19 protein-coding genes and 5 tRNA genes are annotated in these 18,716 nt (G+C 60.0%); 6 read left to right on the plus strand and 18 right to left on the minus strand.

Annotation, left to right across the window (positions count from 1 at the left end; all coding sequences use genetic code 11):
• Positions 1 to 25: 25 nt before the first annotated feature.
• The 8 genes from AC3YUO_RS06780 to AC3YUO_RS06815 all read right to left on the minus strand — a co-directional run bounded on the left by AC3YUO_RS06780 (position 26) and on the right by AC3YUO_RS06815 (position 8,825).
• Complete coding sequence (locus tag AC3YUO_RS06780; protein WP_489962279.1) at positions 26 to 1,897, minus strand: S41 family peptidase; 1,872 nt, start codon at positions 1,895 to 1,897, stop codon at positions 26 to 28.
• A gap of 86 nt (positions 1,898 to 1,983) precedes the next feature.
• Positions 1,984 to 3,276, minus strand: coding sequence for an adenylosuccinate synthase (locus AC3YUO_RS06785; RefSeq protein WP_489962280.1), 1,293 nt, complete (start codon positions 3,274 to 3,276; stop codon positions 1,984 to 1,986).
• A 239-nt stretch (positions 3,277 to 3,515) separates the two neighbouring features.
• The gene (locus tag AC3YUO_RS06790; protein WP_489962533.1) at positions 3,516 to 4,217 is read right to left on the minus strand and encodes an ABC transporter ATP-binding protein; all 702 of its coding nucleotides are present in this window, start codon (positions 4,215 to 4,217) and stop codon (positions 3,516 to 3,518) included.
• A gap of 16 nt (positions 4,218 to 4,233) precedes the next feature.
• Positions 4,234 to 5,085 carry an ABC transporter ATP-binding protein gene (locus AC3YUO_RS06795; protein ID WP_489962281.1) on the minus strand — a complete coding sequence of 284 codons (852 nt, stop codon included), beginning with the start codon at positions 5,083 to 5,085 and terminating at the stop codon, positions 4,234 to 4,236.
• Positions 5,082 to 6,158, minus strand: coding sequence for a branched-chain amino acid ABC transporter permease (locus AC3YUO_RS06800; RefSeq protein WP_489962282.1), 1,077 nt, complete (start codon positions 6,156 to 6,158; stop codon positions 5,082 to 5,084). The genes AC3YUO_RS06795 and AC3YUO_RS06800 overlap by 4 nt, the downstream gene beginning before the upstream one ends.
• A gap of 10 nt (positions 6,159 to 6,168) precedes the next feature.
• Positions 6,169 to 7,059, minus strand: a complete 891-nt coding sequence (locus tag AC3YUO_RS06805) for a branched-chain amino acid ABC transporter permease (RefSeq protein WP_489962283.1) — start codon at positions 7,057 to 7,059, stop codon at positions 6,169 to 6,171.
• Positions 7,060 to 7,225: 166 nt separating this feature from the next.
• Positions 7,226 to 8,443: an ABC transporter substrate-binding protein gene (locus tag AC3YUO_RS06810; protein ID WP_489962284.1), complete on the minus strand. Its 1,218-nt coding sequence runs from the start codon at positions 8,441 to 8,443 to the stop codon at positions 7,226 to 7,228.
• Positions 8,444 to 8,531: 88 nt separating this feature from the next.
• Positions 8,532 to 8,825, minus strand: a complete 294-nt coding sequence (locus AC3YUO_RS06815) for a hypothetical protein (protein WP_489962285.1) — start codon at positions 8,823 to 8,825, stop codon at positions 8,532 to 8,534.
• Between the two features lie 387 nt (positions 8,826 to 9,212).
• Between AC3YUO_RS06815 and AC3YUO_RS06820 the strand changes: the two genes are divergently transcribed.
• The 4 genes from AC3YUO_RS06820 (at position 9,213) to AC3YUO_RS06835 (ending at position 12,828) form a co-directional block, all read left to right on the plus strand.
• On the plus strand, positions 9,213 to 9,791 hold the full coding sequence (locus AC3YUO_RS06820) for a hypothetical protein (protein WP_489962286.1): 579 nt from the start codon (positions 9,213 to 9,215) through the stop codon (positions 9,789 to 9,791).
• 36 nt (positions 9,792 to 9,827) lie between these two features.
• Positions 9,828 to 10,688, plus strand: coding sequence for an MSCRAMM family protein (locus tag AC3YUO_RS06825; RefSeq protein WP_489962287.1), 861 nt, complete (start codon positions 9,828 to 9,830; stop codon positions 10,686 to 10,688).
• A gap of 176 nt (positions 10,689 to 10,864) precedes the next feature.
• A complete protein-coding gene (locus AC3YUO_RS06830) occupies positions 10,865 to 11,086 on the plus strand; it encodes a hypothetical protein (RefSeq protein WP_489962288.1) in 222 nt (73 codons plus the stop codon).
• A 236-nt stretch (positions 11,087 to 11,322) separates the two neighbouring features.
• On the plus strand, positions 11,323 to 12,828 hold the full coding sequence (locus AC3YUO_RS06835; protein WP_489962289.1) for a hypothetical protein: 1,506 nt from the start codon (positions 11,323 to 11,325) through the stop codon (positions 12,826 to 12,828).
• Here AC3YUO_RS06835 and AC3YUO_RS06840 read toward each other — a convergent pair.
• From AC3YUO_RS06840 to AC3YUO_RS06865, 6 genes are all read right to left on the minus strand, one after another.
• Complete coding sequence (locus tag AC3YUO_RS06840; RefSeq protein WP_489962290.1) at positions 12,825 to 13,478, minus strand: NUDIX hydrolase; 654 nt, start codon at positions 13,476 to 13,478, stop codon at positions 12,825 to 12,827. The genes AC3YUO_RS06835 and AC3YUO_RS06840 overlap by 4 nt on opposite strands.
• Positions 13,479 to 13,532: 54 nt before the next feature.
• A tRNA-Cys gene (locus tag AC3YUO_RS06845) sits at positions 13,533 to 13,607 on the minus strand.
• Between the two features lie 31 nt (positions 13,608 to 13,638).
• A tRNA-Gly gene (locus tag AC3YUO_RS06850) sits at positions 13,639 to 13,714 on the minus strand.
• A 40-nt stretch (positions 13,715 to 13,754) separates the two neighbouring features.
• Positions 13,755 to 13,830 (minus strand) — tRNA-Phe (locus AC3YUO_RS06855).
• 3 nt (positions 13,831 to 13,833) lie between these two features.
• A tRNA-Asp gene (locus AC3YUO_RS06860) sits at positions 13,834 to 13,910 on the minus strand.
• 18 nt (positions 13,911 to 13,928) lie between these two features.
• Positions 13,929 to 14,004, minus strand: a tRNA-Val gene (locus AC3YUO_RS06865).
• Between the two features lie 254 nt (positions 14,005 to 14,258).
• On the opposite strand from AC3YUO_RS06865, the gene pfkA reads away from it, so the two are divergent.
• On the plus strand, positions 14,259 to 15,260 hold the full coding sequence (gene pfkA, locus AC3YUO_RS06870; RefSeq protein ID WP_489962291.1) for a 6-phosphofructokinase: 1,002 nt from the start codon (positions 14,259 to 14,261) through the stop codon (positions 15,258 to 15,260).
• A gap of 63 nt (positions 15,261 to 15,323) precedes the next feature.
• Here pfkA and hslO read toward each other — a convergent pair whose 3' ends face one another.
• The 3 genes from hslO to AC3YUO_RS06885 are packed head-to-tail and all read right to left on the minus strand — an operon-like array spanning position 15,324 to position 17,261.
• Entirely contained in the window at positions 15,324 to 16,211 is an 888-nt protein-coding gene (gene hslO, locus AC3YUO_RS06875) for an Hsp33 family molecular chaperone HslO (RefSeq protein WP_489962292.1), read from the minus strand.
• 4 nt (positions 16,212 to 16,215) lie between these two features.
• Positions 16,216 to 16,968 (minus strand): class I SAM-dependent DNA methyltransferase, encoded by a 753-nt coding sequence (locus AC3YUO_RS06880; protein WP_489962293.1) that lies wholly within the window; start codon positions 16,966 to 16,968, stop codon positions 16,216 to 16,218.
• Positions 16,965 to 17,261, minus strand: a complete 297-nt coding sequence (locus AC3YUO_RS06885) for a YerC/YecD family TrpR-related protein (protein WP_489962294.1) — start codon at positions 17,259 to 17,261, stop codon at positions 16,965 to 16,967. The genes AC3YUO_RS06880 and AC3YUO_RS06885 overlap by 4 nt, the downstream gene beginning before the upstream one ends.
• A gap of 201 nt (positions 17,262 to 17,462) precedes the next feature.
• Between AC3YUO_RS06885 and AC3YUO_RS06890 the strand changes: the two genes are divergently transcribed.
• Positions 17,463 to 18,134, plus strand: a complete 672-nt coding sequence (locus tag AC3YUO_RS06890) for a hypothetical protein (protein WP_489962295.1) — start codon at positions 17,463 to 17,465, stop codon at positions 18,132 to 18,134.
• On the opposite strand, the gene AC3YUO_RS06895 is transcribed toward AC3YUO_RS06890, so the two are convergent.
• Complete coding sequence (locus AC3YUO_RS06895; protein WP_489962296.1) at positions 18,131 to 18,613, minus strand: DUF7004 family protein; 483 nt, start codon at positions 18,611 to 18,613, stop codon at positions 18,131 to 18,133. The genes AC3YUO_RS06890 and AC3YUO_RS06895 overlap by 4 nt on opposite strands.
• Between the last annotated feature and the right edge of the window lie 103 nt (positions 18,614 to 18,716).

The following is an 18,716-nucleotide window of genomic DNA, read 5'->3' on the forward strand; positions in this document are numbered from 1 at the left end:
TAAGCATATACAAAAATAGATGAAGTTAATCCCACAGCAGGTGAATTCCCTCCATGAGGGAGCACAGCATACCGGCGGCCACCTCGCGGGTACCCAAGTCGGTGGGAGCCAGGTCGCCCACCAGGGCCCCCAGCTTGTCCAGGTTGCGGGCAGGCACCTGGGCCCAGTCGGCGTACTCATAGTACTCCGCCCACTCCGGCGCGCTCAGCTCGGTCTGACTGAGGGAATATCCCTCCATGCTGCACCAGGCGGCCACGGAAGAGAGAATGGTCACCATTTCCTGATAGGTGATGGTGGCCTGGGGGCGGAAGGTGCCGTCGCCGCAGCCGGCCACAAAGCCCTTGGCTGCCATGGCGGAGATGCTCTCAGAATACCAGGCGTCCGCGCTGACGTCGGTAAAGGTGGGGGCGTCGCCGCTGGCGGACAGGTTCAGGGCGGTGGCAATCATGGTGCAGAACTCAGCACGGGTGACGGTGTCGGTGGGATGGAAGCCGCCGTCCTCACAGCCGCCCAGCAGCTGGTAGGCGGTCAGCGTCTCAATCTCTTCCCGGAAGGGGCTGTCCGCAATGTCGGGGAAGGTCCGGCCGGTGTAGTCCAGATCCAGCTTCTCAGCCAGGTCAGCGGGCTCAATTTCCTTCCAGGTGGAGGAGCCGGAGCCCTGATACAGCACGGCGGAGGGAGGCAGGGCCTCCAGCAGCTCAGTAAAGGCGGCCTTGTAGGTCTCGCTTACTGCCTCCTCCTGGTCGATGTAGAAGGTAAAGCCGGCCAGCTCCAGCTTCAGGTGGCCGTCCGCCCGGGTGGGCTTGGGCGTGGAGAGAAGGAGAGAGGCGGCAGGGGTGTTTTCCATGGAAATCATCAGAGTGGGAAGAATCCCCACGATGTGGTTGGTGGCACCCTCCGGGGAGTAGAAGCGGTAGGTGGTGACCTTCAGGGCGTCTCCGTCAAAGAGCTCAGGGGTGTTGTTCTCATCAAAGACGGACTGGGCAATGCCCTTGCCGTAGGTGCGCTGACCGATGGCAATGCCGAAGCCGTGGTCCCGGGCGTCGGAGGCAAAGAGCTCCGAGCCGCTGGCGGAGTAGGGGCTAGTGAGAATGATGAGGGGCTTGTCCGTCAGGTCGGGGCAGGCCTCGGTGGTGTAAGTATAGGTATAATTACCGTTGGCGTCCCGGAAATAGACCATGATGGCGCTGCCCATGAACAGACCGGCAGAGCCGGCTGCGGCCTCGGTGGTGCCGCCGGGATTGCTGCGCAGGTCCATAATCCACACGGAGACGTCGTCGTTCAGCTCCTTGAGAGCCTCCTCAATGGTGGAGACAGTGCTCCCGCCAAAGCTGGTGCAGTCGATGAGACCGGCATCCCCCACCTGTTCGTAGGTGACGATGGGCAGCTGCACGGCCCGGCGGGTGAGGGTGTAGTCCACCTGCTGGCCGTCGGAGAGACGAATCACGGTGATGGTGACCTCAGTGCCCTCTTCTCCGGTGATCAGCGCACTGATGTTGGAGGAAGCGGTGAGGGCGGTGCCATTCACCGCGATAATCCGGTCGCCGGCCTCCAGACCAGCTTCCAGGGCGGGGGAGTTGGCCAGGACAGACATAATCTTGAAGCCGTCCTCATAGGCGTTCTGAATGGACACGCCGATGCCCACCACCGTGTCGCCGTTCACAGAGGAGAGAAACTTCTGATACTCGTCGGCGGTGAGGTACACCGTGTAGGGGTCCCCCAGAGCCTCCAGCATTTCCTCCAGAGAATCCTTGGCCAGCACATCGTCCGAGATGGGATCCACATAGTAGGTTTTCAGCAGTTCTTTGGCGTCCTCCAGCTCCAGAGCCGCAGCAGGGGCCGCGCACAGGGAGAGGGACAGGCACAGGGCCAGCAGGGAAGCAAGAATTTTTTTCATGATGTTCTCCTTGTACCGGAAAGTAGGTCGGGGGCGTAGGCACGCCGGATGCCACCCTGTGGCATCCGGCGTGAAAAAGGACAAGATTACAGCTTGGGAGTGCGGTGGGTAATCTCATGGCGCTTGGGGCCGGTGGATACCAGGGTGATGGGGGCGTCGATGTGGGCCTCCAGGAAGTCCACATAGGCCTTGGCATTGGCCGGAAGAGCCTCGTAATCGGTGCAGCCCCGGATGTCGCACTTCCAGCCGGGGAGGGTGGTGAAGACGGGCTTGGCCCGCATAAGGTCGGGGGTGGTGGGGAAACGGTCGGTCACCTGGCCGTCAATCTCATAGCCGGTGCAGACCTTAATCTCATCCAGGTAGCCCAGTACGTCCAGACAGGTCAGGGCCACCTGAGTGGCGCCCTGCACCATGCAGCCGTACTTGGTGGCCACGGCGTCGAACCAGCCCACGCGGCGGGGACGGCCGGTGGTGGCGCCGAACTCGCCCTTGTCGCCTCCGCGGCGGCGCAGCTCGTCACCCTCGGGGCCGGTGACCTCGCTGACGAAGGGCTCCTTGCTGGAACCCACGGAGGAGGAGTAGGCCTTGGTGACGCAGATGACGTCCTCGATGGCGGTGGGAGGCACCGCGCCACCCACGCAGCCGAAGCCGGCCAGGGTGTGGGAGGAGGTGGTCAGGGGGAAGATGCCCAGGTCGGGATCCTTCATGGAGCCCAGTTGTCCCTCCAGCAGAACGGTCTTGCCCGCCTTCAGGGCGTCGTGGACAAAGCCCACCGCGTCGCCCACATAGGGACGGATCTCCTCCCGCAGGGCCAGCAGCTGATCCATCAGCTCGTCCACGTTCAGGGCGGGCTTGTGGTAGAGGTGCTCAAAGAGCACGTTCTTGATGGCCAGAGCGGCGGTGAGCCGCTCACGCAGACGGTCCTCATCAAAGAGGTCGCACACCTGGATGCCGATCTTGGCGTACTTGTCGGAGTAGAAGGGGGCAATGCCGCTCTTGGTGGAGCCGAAGGCCTTGCCACCCAGACGCTCCTCCTCATAAGTGTCCTGAAGCACGTGATAGGGCATCAGCAGCTGAGCACGCTCGGAGACAATGAGGTTGGGGGCGGGAACACCCTGATCGGTGATGCTCTTCAGCTCACCCACCAGTTTTTTCACGTCCAGAGCCACACCGTTTCCGATGATGTTGGTGATATGGGGATAGAATGTGCCGGAGGGGAGAATGTGCAGGGCAAACCGGCCGTAATCGTTGATGATGGTGTGCCCGGCGTTGGCACCGCCCTGGAAGCGGATGACCACGTCGGACTGCTCAGCCAGCATGTCCGTGATTTTGCCCTTGCCTTCGTCGCCCCAGTTGGCGCCTACAATCGCTTTTACCATAGTGTTACCTCCGTGGGCCGGGATTCGCAACCGCAGTGCGGATTTGCCTTATCCGACGCATAACGCAACAAAAACATTATACTTCTTTTTGCCTCCTCTGGCAAGGGGAAAAGTGGTGTGAATCGGGCAATTTCCGGGGAGAAACCAGGTGGAGAACCGATAAAAAGAACAAAGCCGCGGCCGCCTGCCAAGCAGACGGCCGCGGTGGGAAAACAGGGGAAAGCGAGGTGCTCCGGCCATTAGCCGCCCAGGTAGGCGCGCTTGATGTCCGGGCTCTCGATGAGCTCCGCTCCGGTGCCGGTGGTGACAATTTTGCCCGTCTCCAGCACATAGCCCCGGTGGGCGATGGAAAGAGCCATCTGAGCGTTCTGCTCTACCAGCAGAATGGTAGAGCCATGGCGGTTCAGATTCTGAATGATCTCAAAAATCTGCTCCACCAGAATGGGGGCGAGGCCCATGGAGGGCTCGTCCAGCATCAGCAGCTTGGGGTGGGACATGAGGGCCCGGCCCATGGCCAGCATCTGCTGCTCGCCGCCGGAGAGAGTGCCCGCCACCTGGCGGCGGCGCTCCTTCAGACGGGGGAAGAGCTCAAAGACCATCTCCAGGTCCTTGGGGATTCCGGCGGGGGGCTGCGTATAGGCGCCCATCTCCAGATTCTCCTCCACGGACATCTGCAGGAAGACCCGCCGTCCCTCGGGGACCTGGGCCAGGCCGTGGGAGACCAGCTTGTCGGGGCTGATGGTGCTGATGTTCTTGCCGTCAAAGGTGATGCTGCCCGTCTTGGAGCGCAGCAGACCGGAGATGGTCTGCAGAGTGGTGGTTTTGCCGGCGCCGTTGGCGCCGATGAGGGTGACGATTTCACCCTCGTTCACCTGGAAGGAAACGTCCTTGATGGCGTGGATGGCGCCATAGTAGACGTTGATGTTTTCCACATTCAGCAGTGTCGTTGCCACGCCCTTACGCCTCCTTCTTCTTACCCAGGTAGGCCTCGATGACCACCGGGTCGTTTTTGATTTCGTCGGGGGTGCCCTTGGCGATAATCTGGCCGAAGTTAAGCACCGCGATGCCCTCGCAGATGCCCATGACCAGGTTCATGTCGTGCTCGATGAGCAGGATGGCGATGCCAAAGGTGTCCCGGATTTTGACGATGGTCTCCATGAGCTCGGCGGTCTCCGAGGGGTTCATGCCAGCGGCTGGCTCGTCCAGCAGCAGCAAGCTGGGATTGGTGGCCAGAGCCCGGACAATCTCCAGCCGGCGCTGGGCGCCGTAGGGCAGGTTGCCCGCCTTGAACTGGGCCAGGTAGCCCATGTCAAAGATGGACAGCAGCTCCATGGCCCGCTCATGGGCCAGCTTCTCCGACTTCCAGTACTGGGGCAGACGGAGAATGCCGCTCCACATGTTGTAGCGCACCTGGTTGTGAAGGCCCAGCTTGACGTTGTCCTCCACGGTCAGGTTGTTGAACAGGCGGATGTTCTGGAAGGTACGGGCGATGCCCGCCTTGTTGACCTGCACGGTGGACATGTTGTTGGTGTCCATGCCGTCCAGCAGAATGGTGCCCCGGGTGGGCTGGTACACCTTGGTCAGAAGGTTGAAGACCGTGGTCTTGCCCGCACCGTTGGGGCCGATGAGGCCGGCGATCTCGGTGCGGCCGATGGCCATGTTGAAGTCCTTCACGGCGGACAGACCGCCGAAGTCAATGCCCAGATGGCGGCACTCCAGAATGGGGCTTTTGTCGATGTCGCGCTCTGGGATCTTATTGGTGCTGGGTACCGGGACCAGCTTTACCGGCTCTTTTTGGAATTTGCTCATTGCTCAGCCCCTCCCTTCTCCTCAGCCTTTTTTCTCTGGAAGCGGGAAACCCAGCCCCAGATGGTGGGATTGTTGGTGATGAGCATCACCAGAATCAGCACGATGGCGTAAATCAGCATGCGGTATTCCTTCACGTCGAAGCTGCGCAGCAGCTCGGGCAGCACGGTAAGCACCGCGGCAGCAATGATGGAGCCACGGATGCTGCCCAGGCCGCCCAGAACCACGAACACCAGCACCAGGATGGAGGTGTTGAAGTCAAACTTGGAGGCCAGCGTGGAGGAGTAGTTCAGGCCGTACAGCGCGCCCGCGGCGCCAGCCAGGGCGGCGGAGGTGACAAAGGCCATGAGCTTGTACTTGGTGGCGGAGATGCCGATGCTTTCCGCAGCGATGCGGTTGTCCCGCAGGGCCTGAATAGCCCGGCCGGCCCGGCTGCGCACCAGATTCTGAACAATAACCAGAGTGATGAGAACGAGGATAAAGCCGGCAGTAAAGGAGGCCAGCTTGGTCACACCAACCGCGCCCATGGGGCCCTTGACAATGGCGGTTCCGTTCTCGGAGAGCAGCAGACCGGCCTCAGAGGTGGAGACATGCAGTCCGTGCTCGTCCACACCGATATAGAGCACCTGCATCACGTTCTTAATGATTTCGCCGAAGGCCAGAGTGACGATAGCCAGATAGTCGCCCCGCAGCCGCAGCACGGGCACGCCTACGATAAAGCCGCCGATGGCACCGAAGAGGGCGCCGACCACCAGGGCGATGGCCAGACGCAGGGGGGAGAGGGGGACGAGATTTTTCAGGGCGATAGAGACGATGATGCCGGAGAAGGCACCCAGACTCATAAAGCCGCCATGGCCCAGGGACAGCTCACCCAGCACGCCTACCGTCAGGTTCAGGGAAACGGCCATAACCACATAGCAGCACACCGGCACCAGCAGAGACTGCATGGAGTTGCTCAGCGCGTCCGCCTTCACGGCAATCTGGAGGGCCAGGAAGGCCACGATGACGATGGCGTAGTTGAGGTAGGGGCTGAGGGTTTTCCGACGCTGCATGGAACTGGAAGATAATTTGCTCATGTTTCCCACCTCACACTTTCTCGGGCACGTACCGGCCCAGCAGCCCGGCGGGCTTGACCAGCAGCACCACAATCAGCACGGCGAAGACCACCGCGTCAGACAGGTCGGTGGAGATGTAAGCCTTGGTGAAGGTCTCAATGAGGCCCAGCAGCACGCCGCCCAGGAAGGCACCCGGGATGGAGCCGATGCCGCCGAACACGGCGGCGGTGAAGGCCTTGATGCCGGGCAGGGAACCGGTGGTGGGCAGCAGGTAGGAGTAAGCGGAGCACATCAGCACGCCCGCCACCGCCGCCAGGGCGGAGCCGATGGCGAAGGTCATGGAGATGGTGAAATTCACGTTGATGCCCATGAGCTGAGCGGCGGCCTTGTCCTCAGAGCAGGCCCGCATGGCTTTGCCCATCTTGGTGTTCCGGGTGAACCAGGTCAGGGCCAGCATGATGACAACGCAGGCCAGCACGGTGGCAATGGCCACATAGGTGATGTTCAGCTGTCCGCCGAACAGGCTCAGGCTGTTCTTCCCGCCAAAGACAAACAGATTGGGGAAGGACTTGGGGGAGGCGCTCCAGAGAATCTGGGCGCTGTTCTGCAGGAAGTAGCTTACGCCGATGGCGGTAATCAAAACCGCCAGGGACGGGGCCTGACGCAGGGGCTTGTAAGCCAGCCGCTCAATGACAATACCCAGGATGGTACACACAACCATGGCCAGGGGTACCGCCAGAATCGCGGGGAGCTGGTAGCTGGTGACCGCAAAGAAGCAGACATAAGCGCCTACCATGATGATGTCACCGTGGGCGAAGTTCAGCATCTTTGCAATGCCATAGACCATAGTGTAGCCCAGGGCGATGATAGCGTAGATGCTGCCCAGGCTCAGGCCGGTGATCAGATGACTGAGAAAGGTCATAATTTTTTCCCACTTCTTTCTCTCGTTTGGAATGGTCCGGTCTGCCGGGGACCGGGGGTCAGCTTCGGCGGAAAAGCCCGCATCCGCGGCTGTGGGTTTTTCCGCCGAAGCCGGTGGGGCGCCGGATGGAACCGGCAGCCCCTTCGGCGGGCGGGATAAACGAAAATTACCGGGTGACGTAGGCGCCGTTCTCAATGACCACAACCATGGGGTCCTTGGAAACTTCGCCGTTGGTCTGCCAGGTCATGGCAGAGCCGGTCAGGCCGTCCACGCTGAAGTCGGAGGAGGTGAAGACGCTGATGAGGGCGTCGCACAGGGCCTCATGGCGCTCAGCATAGTCCATGGAGGCAATCTCGGAGAGGTTGTCGATCTTCTGCAGGGCGTTGTAAATGGCGTAGACGCAGTCGTAGCCGTCGGCGGCAAACTGGTTGGGGATGTCCTTGTAATCAGCCTGGTACTTCTCCACGAAGGCGGCGGTGCGCTCGTCCTCGGAAGCGGCGTTGAAGGGGGTCATGAGCATCAGGCCCTCAGCCAGGGAGGCGTCGAAGCCCTCGATGCCGGTGAGGATGCCGTCCATGCCGTCGCCGCCGAAGAAGATGGGGTCATAGCCCATCTGGTTGGCCTGAGCCAGCACCAGGGAAGCAGGGCCGTAGTAGATGGGCATGAACACCAGCTCGGCGCCGCCGTTCTTGCAGGCATTGAGCTGAACGTTGAAGTCGGTGTTGGTGTCGGCGGGGAAGGTCTCCTCAGCCACGACCTCCAGACCCAGAGCCTTGGCCTCCTCGATGAAGCCCTGAGCGATGCCAGTGGAGTAGGAGTCGCCGTTGTTGTAGATGACGCCCACTTTGGTGGCCAGGTTGTTGTCCTTCACGTAGTTGGCAGCGGTCACGCCCTGGTTGGGGTCGGTGAAGCACATCTGGAAGACGTTGTCCTTGCTGTCGGTGACGTCGGGGGAGGAGGCGGAGGGAGTGATCTGGAAGTAGCGGTCGGCGAAGGTCTCAGCGGCCACGGCCACACAGGGACCGGTGGTGGTGCAGCCGTAGATGACGTCCACATCCCAGTCCTTCAGGGTGCTGTAAGCGGAGACGGCAGTCTCGTTGACGCCGGTGTCATCCTCAAAGCGGTACTCCAGCTTGATGTTGCTGTCCAGGGCGTTGATCTCGTCCACAGCGATCTGGGCGCCGTAGTAGGTGGCCAGGCCGTAGGTGGCGTTGCTGCCGGTGAGGGGGCCGATGCCGCCGATCTTGATGGTGATGCTGCCGTCGGAGGCAGTCTGGCTGCCGCTGCCGCTGGTGCTGTCGCCGGAACTGCTGCCGTTGCCGCAGGCAGCCAGGCTCAGAGCCATAGCCAGAGCCAGGGCAAGAGAGAGTAACTTCTTTTTCATTCTGAATTGCTCCTTTACATGTACTTATACAAAAAAGCGGCTCCGATTCCAAAGAACGAAGCCGCTTTTGTATCGAGATAAACCCCAATTACGGTTGTTCGTTTGGAATGCGAGGATAGAACGCTGCGCCCGCCGCCAGAATAGCCAGAATGGTTAAAATCACGGTTAGCAGGACCAGGCACAGGACTACGTTCTGTACTTCAATAATAATGGCCAGAATGACAAAAATGGACACCATCAGAATGGTGTCCATGGAAATGAAAGTCAGGCTGGCGCAGGAAGAGGCAAAATGCGCGCAAGAGAACCGACCCTGCTCACGCTGGGCGGCAGAGGGATTTTGCTGCATATTAGGCTGTGTACGGAAACAGGAGAACTGTTTCATGACAAATCCCTTCTCTTTGCAAGCACTCAAGAAAATACATGCGTTTATTCTAAGAGAATAAAGCGAAAAAGTCAATGGTTGTTCTTCACAGGAATGACAGAAGAAAACGAATTTTTTTAAAAATAATTTAGGAATATTCACGAAAAGAAAAGAAAGGGAAGCGGTACAGGAGAAATCGGGGACAGAGGCCGGGAGGAATGCCGGAGCGGGGACGGTTCTGCAAAGGCACCGGCGTCTGACTGCATGAGCGGGAGAGGACCTAAGAACCTCCCCGGCGGCACAGGCATAGAGTGAACACGGGTGCGGAACGCGAACCGGCCCGGTTGCGCATCCGCTTTGCCTTTGGGCGGAGCACCAAGCCGGCCGAGGGAAGGAGAAAGAGCGGCATTGTGGACGACTAAGCTTTGTACCGCCAGAAAACGAGCGGCAGGGCGTATCCATCTGGTGGATCGGTGCCTGCTTTTGTTTATGGCCGTGCTGATGATACAATCGGCTGCCAGCCTGTTTTTCCCGGGACAGCCGGGAGCAGAGAGCGACAGCATCAATATAATCGTGCGGACCTCCTCCGCTGCAGTCTTCGGCTATATTCTCAGTGCCAATTTTAATCGCTGTGCCTCGGCCTCCGCATCCAAAACGGCGGGAGGTCGAGCAAACGAGGTGCAGACAGCGGCAACCCGGGAGGGGCCGGTGGCACAAATCGGATTCCAGGCTCCGGCAGAAGAGAGCGGCGGGGATCTGGAGCGAACCGGGCCAGGCGTGATCCAGGAGGAGAATAGCCAAACGCCGGAGAACCGGCTTCAGATCGTAACCGCCACGGTCATTGGATTGTTCTGCCTTTTGACGCTGCTGCTGCTCCAGTGGCGGGGCGTGCCCGAGGGCGGGACCGCTGCTGTGGTGCAGTTCAGGGACTTCGTGTCCGGCTGTGTGGGCTTCCTCATTGGATGTCCCACCCAAAATTCCAATTAACCCATAAACCCAAAGGAATAACAGGAGGATCACCTTATGGCTGATATCAAGCAGGATCTGCTCAGTCTGAATTACAGCACCAGTTTTGAACTGAAGGGCATGGAGGAGGCCGACATCAACCTGAGCCTGACTCCCGCGGTACCGCCCACAGCCTCGGTCTATGGCACCGTCACGGACGGTACCCTTCCTCTGCCCAATGCCACGGTAAAACTGTTTGACAGCCTGGGCGTTCCCTACCAGCATACGCTGACCGATGCCAGCGGCGCTTATACCTTCAGTGCGGTTCCAGCCGGGACGTACAGCGTAGGCGCAGTGCTGCCCGGCTATCCCATGAGCAGCGCGGTGGGCGTAACCCTTACGGAGGGCAGCAGCGCCGAGGTGCCTCTGGTGTGTACCGCAGACGCGACGCTGTCGCTGGGTACCATCGCCGGTGTGCTGAGTGCAGTTACCCTGCAGGGGACCAAGCCGCTGGCGGGGGCCAAGATTACCCTGCTGGACCTTACCGGCACTGTAGTGGCCTCCACCTACACGGCCGATGACGGCGAGTTTGTCTTCTATGACGTTGCCGACGGGGCCTATAAATTGATGGCGGCGGCCGACGGCTATCTCGCTTCCGCCCCTACCGCTGTTACCATTCTGAAGGGTTCCATTGCCAACGTAACAATGACCATGGAGGTAGATGCCCGCACCTATAACGGGACGGTCAGCGGCGTCATCCGCAATGCCAGCGGCGCGGCGGTGGCCGGATGTTTTGTGGGCCTTTACCAGGTCACCCGGGTGGGGGAGACCTCTGTGGAGACACTGATTGCCACCACCAAGACCAATGCGGAGGGAAAATATCTGTTCGGCGGGGTGATCGGCGGCCAGTACCTGGTCAAAGCCAAGCTGGAGCGGTAAAGGGAACCCCGGCTGTCTCACAATGCTTCTGCCTTTGCCCGGGCGGCGAGGCGGACTGCAGCCTGTGCCTGTTTCCCGGATATTCCCGGTGTGCGCTCCGGGTATGGGTACGGGATGCCGGCCCGGTGGATTCACTTTTGCTGGAAGAGCAGGGGGGATGCAGAGGCTGGGAACGCATGCTGTGCGGAAACAGAGAGGCGGTGTTTGCCTTCCTGCCTGCGGGGGGCTACCGGCTCACGCTATGCCGGTGCGGCCGTCCCCTCTGCCGGCTGCTGGTGTGGCTGGTACCGGGAGGAAATGCGGAAATTATGCTGGATCCGGCGCGCCGCTGCTATGGGTGGCGGCAGGATCGGATGCACAGCCTTTATAATGCAGACGATGGAGCCCTGCGGACCTGAAAACACCATATGACTGGAGAAACCAGGCTTGTAAGAGCCAGATGGTTTCTTTAGAAACAGATTCAGCGAGGCGCCCGCAAACAGCGGGCGCCTCGCTTTCCTGTGCAATGGATTCATGCGGTGTTAAATTTCTCATAGATGAGCGACAGATTTAGGGCCGCTATTCCAAGCTGTCCGTTGCAACTGCGGCCAGATATGGTATGATAAACAGGAGCCTTATACAGGGAGGCAGAACGATGAACGAGCTGGTCTATCTGTTTGAACTGGATTCCGTGCGAAATTCACCCCAGGAGATTTTGCTGGGCCAACAGGCCCTGTTCCGGGAGATCGCGCTGAAGGGGAACCGGGTAGTGCTCTCCTTCAATCAGCTGACGGACTCAGAGAGTTTCCTGAGTGCGGTGCGGACGGCAGACTTCTACCCACAGATGTTATCGCTGTTTGCACAGGGTGTAATGAAATATTCCCGGTTTGCTCCCGGCAGTTACAGCAAGGCGGTGGATGTGGAGCGCCTCACACGGACGCTGACGGACTGCCGCCAGGCCTATGACGAGCTGTTTCAGGAGGGCGTGCTGAAGGAGGACGAGGTTCTGCCCACCTATTCGCCGCAGCGTATTGTACGCAGCGGATCCCATTATGTTCAGAATGCGGTGGAACGCTGCCTCAATTCCACGGACGAGCGCTTCCTGTTTTCCGCCCTTCCCTTCCGCGCAAACGATAAGCGTGCTCTTTCGGTCATCCGGTATGCCCTGAAATACAGCGACCCGTCCATTCTGGACGAGCTGTCCGGCGCGGAGGGGACGGAAGATACAACCCGTCAAAAGGAGCGGCTGGACTTTGCCAAAGCCTACGTGGAACTGATTCTTCGGCTGAGTCGGGAGCCGCTGGCCTATAATCCTCCCGATCTGGGCCCCCATCCCGCCATGAAGGAATATCTGAGATGGGTGATGAAGCGCTGCCAGACGGAGCAGCCGCCCCAGGGATTTCCGCTGTGGGAGCTGCTTCGGCAGGGAGCGGAGCGGCTGGAGAGCCTCTGGCCGTCGGTGCAGGCGGCGGGGCAGCTCAACGACCGCAGCGATTGGCATGCAGCGTTTCGGTGTGCGGAGGCTGCGGGGCAGGACCGGACGTCCCTGAGTATGGCGGAGGCCATTGTGGACTTGTGCTACAACTATACCATAGCGGCCAGTATCCAGGGGCTGACCCGCAGCTATGGAAATGAGACGGCGTTTTGGCCGGATTTCCTCCGGCGCCTGCCGCCCTACTGGGAAGCGGGACAGCGGGGCATCCATCAATTTCTCAAGCCGGACAGCACTGAGCCGGCCCGGCTTCCCGCAGAAAAGGAACTGCCCAAATGGGACACCGCAGCGCGTCTGGTTCAGCATGTGCCCAACCGCGATGGGACAAGCTCTGTGCCCGGGGCCGGGAGGAAGAGAATGAGCTGGCCGTTCTGTGTGGCGTCCAGCCTCTTTGTTCAGATACGCAGCGCGGCCATGTATATTGCACTGTTTACCGCTGTCTCTCTGGTGCTGGATGCCATTGAGGAGTGGTTCGTGTCTCTGGGGCAGCAGGTGCTGAACCCATACATCCTTCCTCTGGTCACCATTGTCGTGTTTGGCGTTCTGGGCTCCCAGATCTCCCAGCGGTTCGGCCTACTGGATATCTGGGACAGCTTCAAGCAGTTTGGCGTGGCGGTGCGGGACGGCGCGGTCCTCCTGCGCGCGTGGTGGAAGGAACGGCGCGATTAAGCATTGCGGCACAGATACTTCAGGTAGGCGGCCAGGGTGATGCCGTCCGTAATGGTGCCGTCGGCTATCTCCTGAGCCATTTCCTGGGGGGTGACCCAGCGGATCCCGTGGATGCCTTCTCCATTGTCGGCCGGAATGGCGGTCTCGCCGATGTGGGCGCAGAATACCTGCACCATTCCGGCGCTCAGACCGCTGTCGGGCTGGACTTCGCCCAAATATTCCAGCTGGTCAGGGGAGAGCTGTACCCCCAGCTCCTCCCGGAGCTCCTTTACCCCGTTTTCCGCGGGAGACAGGTCCTCGGCGAAGCCGCGGGGAAATTCTCCGCCGCTCTCCTTCCTGGGGGGATGGCGGAAGATGGACAGCAGCCCAAACCGCCCGTCACGGCAGGGAATCACCACCACGCCGTTGCTGTCCCGGTAGGGGTAGATGACCCGGGCGTAGGGATAGAGTGCTCCGTCGCTGCGCACACACAGGTCGGCCACCACCAGGTAGTAGGGGGAGTTGTCGTATACAACGCCCAGCGGGGCGCCGGTGGAGCTGGAAAAGCTTCGGAGGGTGTTCTCATCCAGGCAGAGGGGAATCTGCTCCGAGGGCCGAAACAATTCGGGCCGTTGGGCGGCCAGTTGGAGATATTGGGTGATTGCGTCCATAGAGACCTCCTTGAACTAAAAAAGAAGCACCTGCAAAGCAGGTGCTTCTTTTTTTGGAGGTGCCACCCAGATTTGAACTGGGGAGTGGAGCTTTTGCAGAGCTCTGCCTTACCACTTGGCTATGGCACCGTAAAACGGGACGCAAGTCCCGGATAAAAAATGGAGCGAGTGACGAGGCTCGAACTCGCTACCTCCACCTTGGCAAGGTGGCGCTCTACCAGATGAGCTACACTCGCATTTTTTAGGGGTCCCCCGCAAGGTTTCCCTTGCGGGGGATGGTGCCTCCGGTCGGAATCGAACCAACGACACGAGGATTTTCAGTCCTCTGCTCTACCAACTGAGCTACAGAGGCAAATGGCGACTCGGAAGGGACTTGAACCCTCGACCTCCGGCGTGACAGGCCGGCGTTCTAACCAACTGAACTACCGAGCCAGGTAGTCATGGGGGAAGTGGTGGGAACAACAGGGCTCGAACCTGTGACCCCATGCTTGTAAGGCATGTGCTCTACCAGCTGAGCTATGCTCCCGAACAAAGCTGTCTGCTCTCGCGACGGCTTCGTTATTATACTAAACCCTGGGGGTGTTGTCAACAGGAAAATAAAAAATTTTCCCATAAATTTTTTCTGACTTTATTTTTGGCTCTCTGGCAAAAATAAACTGTCTTTTTTTCAGCGCCACAGGATTTCTTGACATTCCTTTTTTCCAGTGACATAATGAATCGACAAAGCTTCTCACAGAAGAGCCCAACAGGGCTCAGGAGAAAATAAGGAGGGTTCCAACCATGGAAAGTCAGGTAAAGCGGATCGGAGTCCTGACCAGCGGCGGCGATGCGCCCGGCATGAACGCAGCGGTGCGTGCTGTGGTCCGTACGGCGGTAAGCCGGGGAATTGAGTGCGTCGGCATTCGCAGAGGCTGGAGTGGACTGATTAACAGCGACTTCATTCCCATGAACAGCTCCAGCGTCAGCCATATTATCAATAAGGGAGGAACCATCCTCTATACAGCCCGCAGCGCAGAGTTCATGCAGCCGGAGGGCCGGGAGAAGGCCATTGCTACCTGTAAGCTGCTGGGCCTGGACGGAATTGTGGCCATCGGCGGCGACGGTACCTTCCGCGGGGCGCTGGCCCTGTCCCGGCAGGTGGCGGAGAGCGGCCACAAGCTGGAGGTAGTGGGCATCCCTGCCACCATCGACAACGACATCGGCTGTTCCCATTATACCATTGGCTTTGATACCGCCTGCAATACGGCCGTGGAGTGCATCGATAAGCTGCGTGACACCATGCAGTCCCACGAGCGCTGCTCCGTGGTGGAGGTCATGGGCCGGCACGCCGGCTATCTGGCCCTGTATGTGGGCATTGCGGTGGGTGCTACCGCCGTTCTCATCCCCGAGCGCCCCGTGAACTTTGAGGAGGACGTGGTGGAGAAAATCCGCCGGGCTCGTCTGGCGGGTACCACCCACTACATGGTGGTGGTGGCCGAGGGTGCGGGCAGCGCCTTCGATATTGCCAAGCAAATCCAGGAGGAGACCGGCATTGATCCCCGTGTCACCGTGCTGGGCCATATCCAGCGCGGCGGCTCCCCCACAGCGCGGGACCGGGAGACGGCCAGCCGCATGGGCTATGAGGCAGTTCTTTCCCTGCTGGAGGGCCGGGGCAATCGTATCATTGCCACCCAGGATGGCCGGATTGTGGATCTGGACATGGAGGCGGCGCTGGCCATGACCAAGCAGTTTGAAATGGAGCGCTACTCTGTGCTGGAGGCTCTGACCAACAGCGAGCGGTAAAGAGAAAAAGGAAACCGGGAGGCCGACAGGCCTCCCGGTTTTTTCTTGCCTAGATGGAAGAGCTTACGCCTGGCCCATGCCCGCCAGCAGCTCCTCCAGTTCCTCTTTTGTATAGTGATAGACCTTGTCGCAGAACTGGCAGGTCAGATCGGCCTGCCCCTGCTCGGCGATGAGAGAGGACAGCTCCTCCCGGCCCATGCTGATGAGGGCGCGGGTCACCCGATCCCGGGAGCAGTAGCAACGGTACTCCACCGGGTGCTTTTCCAGGATCTCCAGTTCAAAGCCCTCCAGCACGGCCCGCAGCAGCCCCTCGCCGTCGGTGCCGCCCTCCAGCACGTGGCTTACCGAGCCCACACGCTGTACTCCGGCCTCAATGCGGGAGATGACGTCCTCGCCTGCGCCGGGCAGCAGCTGAATGAGGTAGCCGCCGGCCACGGTGACGCTCTGGTCCGTGCCGATGAGTACGCCCAAAGCGCAGGCGGTGGGAATCTGCTCACTCTCCACAAAGTACATGGCCAGATCGTCGGCAATTTCCCCGGAGAACAGGCCGATGGACCCTACATAGGGTTCCTTGAGGCCGATGTCCTTGATGACCGTGAGGGTTCCGCTGGTGCCCACGGCTTTGCCTACGTCCAGCTTGCCGGGGTGCTTTTCCATGAGCTCCACATGGGGATTCTGGACATAGCCCCGTACGTTGCCCTCATAGTCGGACACGGACAGCACTGTGCCCAGAGGGCCGCCGCCCTTGATCTGGAGGGTGAGGGCGCCCTTTTCCTCCTTCAGCATGTCTCCCATCATGGAGGCGCCCAGAAGGGCGCGGCCCAGGGCCGCAGTGGCGTTGGGGAGGGTGGTGTGAATCTGACGGGCCCGCTCCACCAGGGCGGTTCCCGTAATGGCGACAGCCTTTACAAGGCCGTCCTGAGTTATCGCTCTGACAATTTCATCCTGCATAGGGTTAAGAATCCTTTCGTGCAACAAAAAAGACCCGCTCCTCCCCGGGGTGCGGGGGGCGCAGTTTTAGATTTCCATAGACCTGCACCTGGCTAAAGCCGGCCTGATGCAGAAATTCAGTCAATTCCTCCGTGGTATAGGCCCGCTCCTGGTGCAGCTCCTCGCCCCGATCCCACTGACCGGACTGGGGGTCCAGACGGAAAATATCCATGAAATAGGAGCACAGATGGCTGCGGTTAGAGTACTCCGCCCGCCAGACACAGTAGCTGTCCTCCGTCTCGTCCAAAAAGACCTGTCCGTCCAGTCCCTTCAGCTTTTCCGGGGTGTTGATATCAAAGAGGAACAATCCGCCGGGCATGAGGAACAGGTGGACCCGCTGGAAGGCACGGCGCAGCTTTTGGGGGTCGGTGACATAGTTGACGCTGTCCAAACAGCAGACGCAGGCGTCAATGGTGCCGTACAGATCCAGCTGCTCCATGCTCTGACACAGGAACATGGGAGGGATGGGGACATCGGTCCCGTCCTTTTCCGCAGCCTGAGCCAGCATTTCAGGGGAGCGGTCCACGCCGATCATCTCATAGCCCCGTCTGGCCAGCTCCCAGGTGAGGGAGCCGGTTCCACAGGCCAGATCCAGCACCGTCCGGCCGGGCAGGCCCCGGCGGGCAAAGTGCTTTTCCACATAGTCTGCCCAGGCGGAGTAATCCACGTCATAGGTCAGCTCGTCATAGCAGCCAGCCAGAAAGCCGTAACTGCTCACCGTTCGCCCTCCTTCAGGCGGGGGATGATGGTGCGATAGCCGTCAGAGCCATAATGAAGGCAGCGGTTGACACGGCTGATGGTCGCGCTGGAAGCGCCGGTGCGCTCCAGAATCTCGCTGTAAATCAGCCCGTCATCCAACAGCATGGCCACCTCCATACGCTGCTCCATGGCCTTCAGCTCTGAAACCGTACATAAATCCTGAAGAAACTTGCGGCACTCATCCTCGCTTTTCAGGGACATGATGGCGCGATACAGGGTATCGCTGGACGGCTTATCCAGAAATTTAGACATAGTAAACTCCTTCCATATTTGGGGTGGCGCAGCGGCCCCGTTTTCCTTATTTTAGCAGGCTAAAATGTGAAAGTAAACAGGAAAAGAACAAAGTCATAAAAAATTAAGGAATTTAGTAGGAATTTGGAGGGGCTGGAGGAGCCCGGCACCCCCTGGAAAACAGCGGCATAGGCTGGAAAAACGAAACAAGGGGGCGTTGAGATGGGAGAAAGGGGCGCGTGGGAGGTCGTTTGGCTGGAAGAGAAGAAAACGCTGGCCCTGGACGGAGAGACGGTGCTGGAATATCAGCTCCGGTGGCCTCAGGTGGAGGGAGGCCGGTCAGGGGCCAGGCGGCTGAGCCGGGGCTATGAGGCGCTGGCGGACCGCTGGCGGAAGCGCTGGCGCCGGGAGGTCTACTGCGAGGCTTGCCTGCAGCTGGCGGCCTGCCGGGAGCAGGCAAGGCCGTTTGCGCCCTGGCGGTGCGGGCTGGAGGGCGAGGTGACGGTGCAGGAGGAAAACTGCCTGGGTCTGAAGATGCAGGCACGGGAGGAGCGGGGCGCCGACGGGGTGTGCCGGGTATGCTGGGGGGATGTGTGGAAGGTGAAGGAGGGGGCACCGCTGCTGCTTCGGGAGGTGCTGCCACGGAAATGGGGCTGGAAAACGGCCCTCTGCCGTCAGCTCACAGAGCAGGGTGAGCAGCTGCAAAGGGCCGGTGGGTGCTTTTGGGATTCTGATTGGCAGAAAAAATTGAGAACATATCTGCCTGCAGGGGATTACTGCCTGTACGGCGACCGGGTGGAGTTTCCCTTCCCCCAGTGTACCCTGGCTCCGGCCGTGGAGGGAACACCCATTTTGTGGGTGCCCCGGCCGGGCGGGGAGGAGCAGGGAGCCTAAAATCCACGCTCGCTGCACATGGCTGCGATGTCCTGCCAGCGCATGCCCCGGGTAAAGTCAGCGGCATGTTCCACCGACATATCTTCCAGCAGCAGGCCGTAGACGCCCAGACGCTTGATGCGCCGTCCCAGACGGGTAAACGCCTTGTTCTCCTCTGCAATCATGGTCAGGTAGAGGATGGAGAATACCTGCTCCACCCGCAGTTCCCAGCCGGGATAGCCGGAGGCGATGTGGGCAATGAGAGAAAAGACCTTCTCGTCCACATGCTTTTCCGTTTTTTCATAAACCCGGACAAAGTCGTTATAGACCCGCTGGGGACCGAACTGCTCCGCCAGCCGTTTGAGAAAGGAGAAATAATTCCGGTCCAGGGGCGGGCGGCGCAGTCCCTTCGGAGTAGTGACATAGACGCACCACTCATCAAAGTTTCCCTGGGCAAATTCCAGATAGGAGCCGTCGGAAAAGCGCTTTACAATTCCCATAAAAGCCTCCTGTCAGATACGGTGAAGGAAACGAACAAGGGGCGCGGGCAAAATCCCGCGCCCCTTTCCGCTATTATAACGAAATTTGGTGGAAAAGACAATG

This window comes from Pseudoflavonifractor sp. HNCC25GI2 (genome assembly GCF_058136395.1).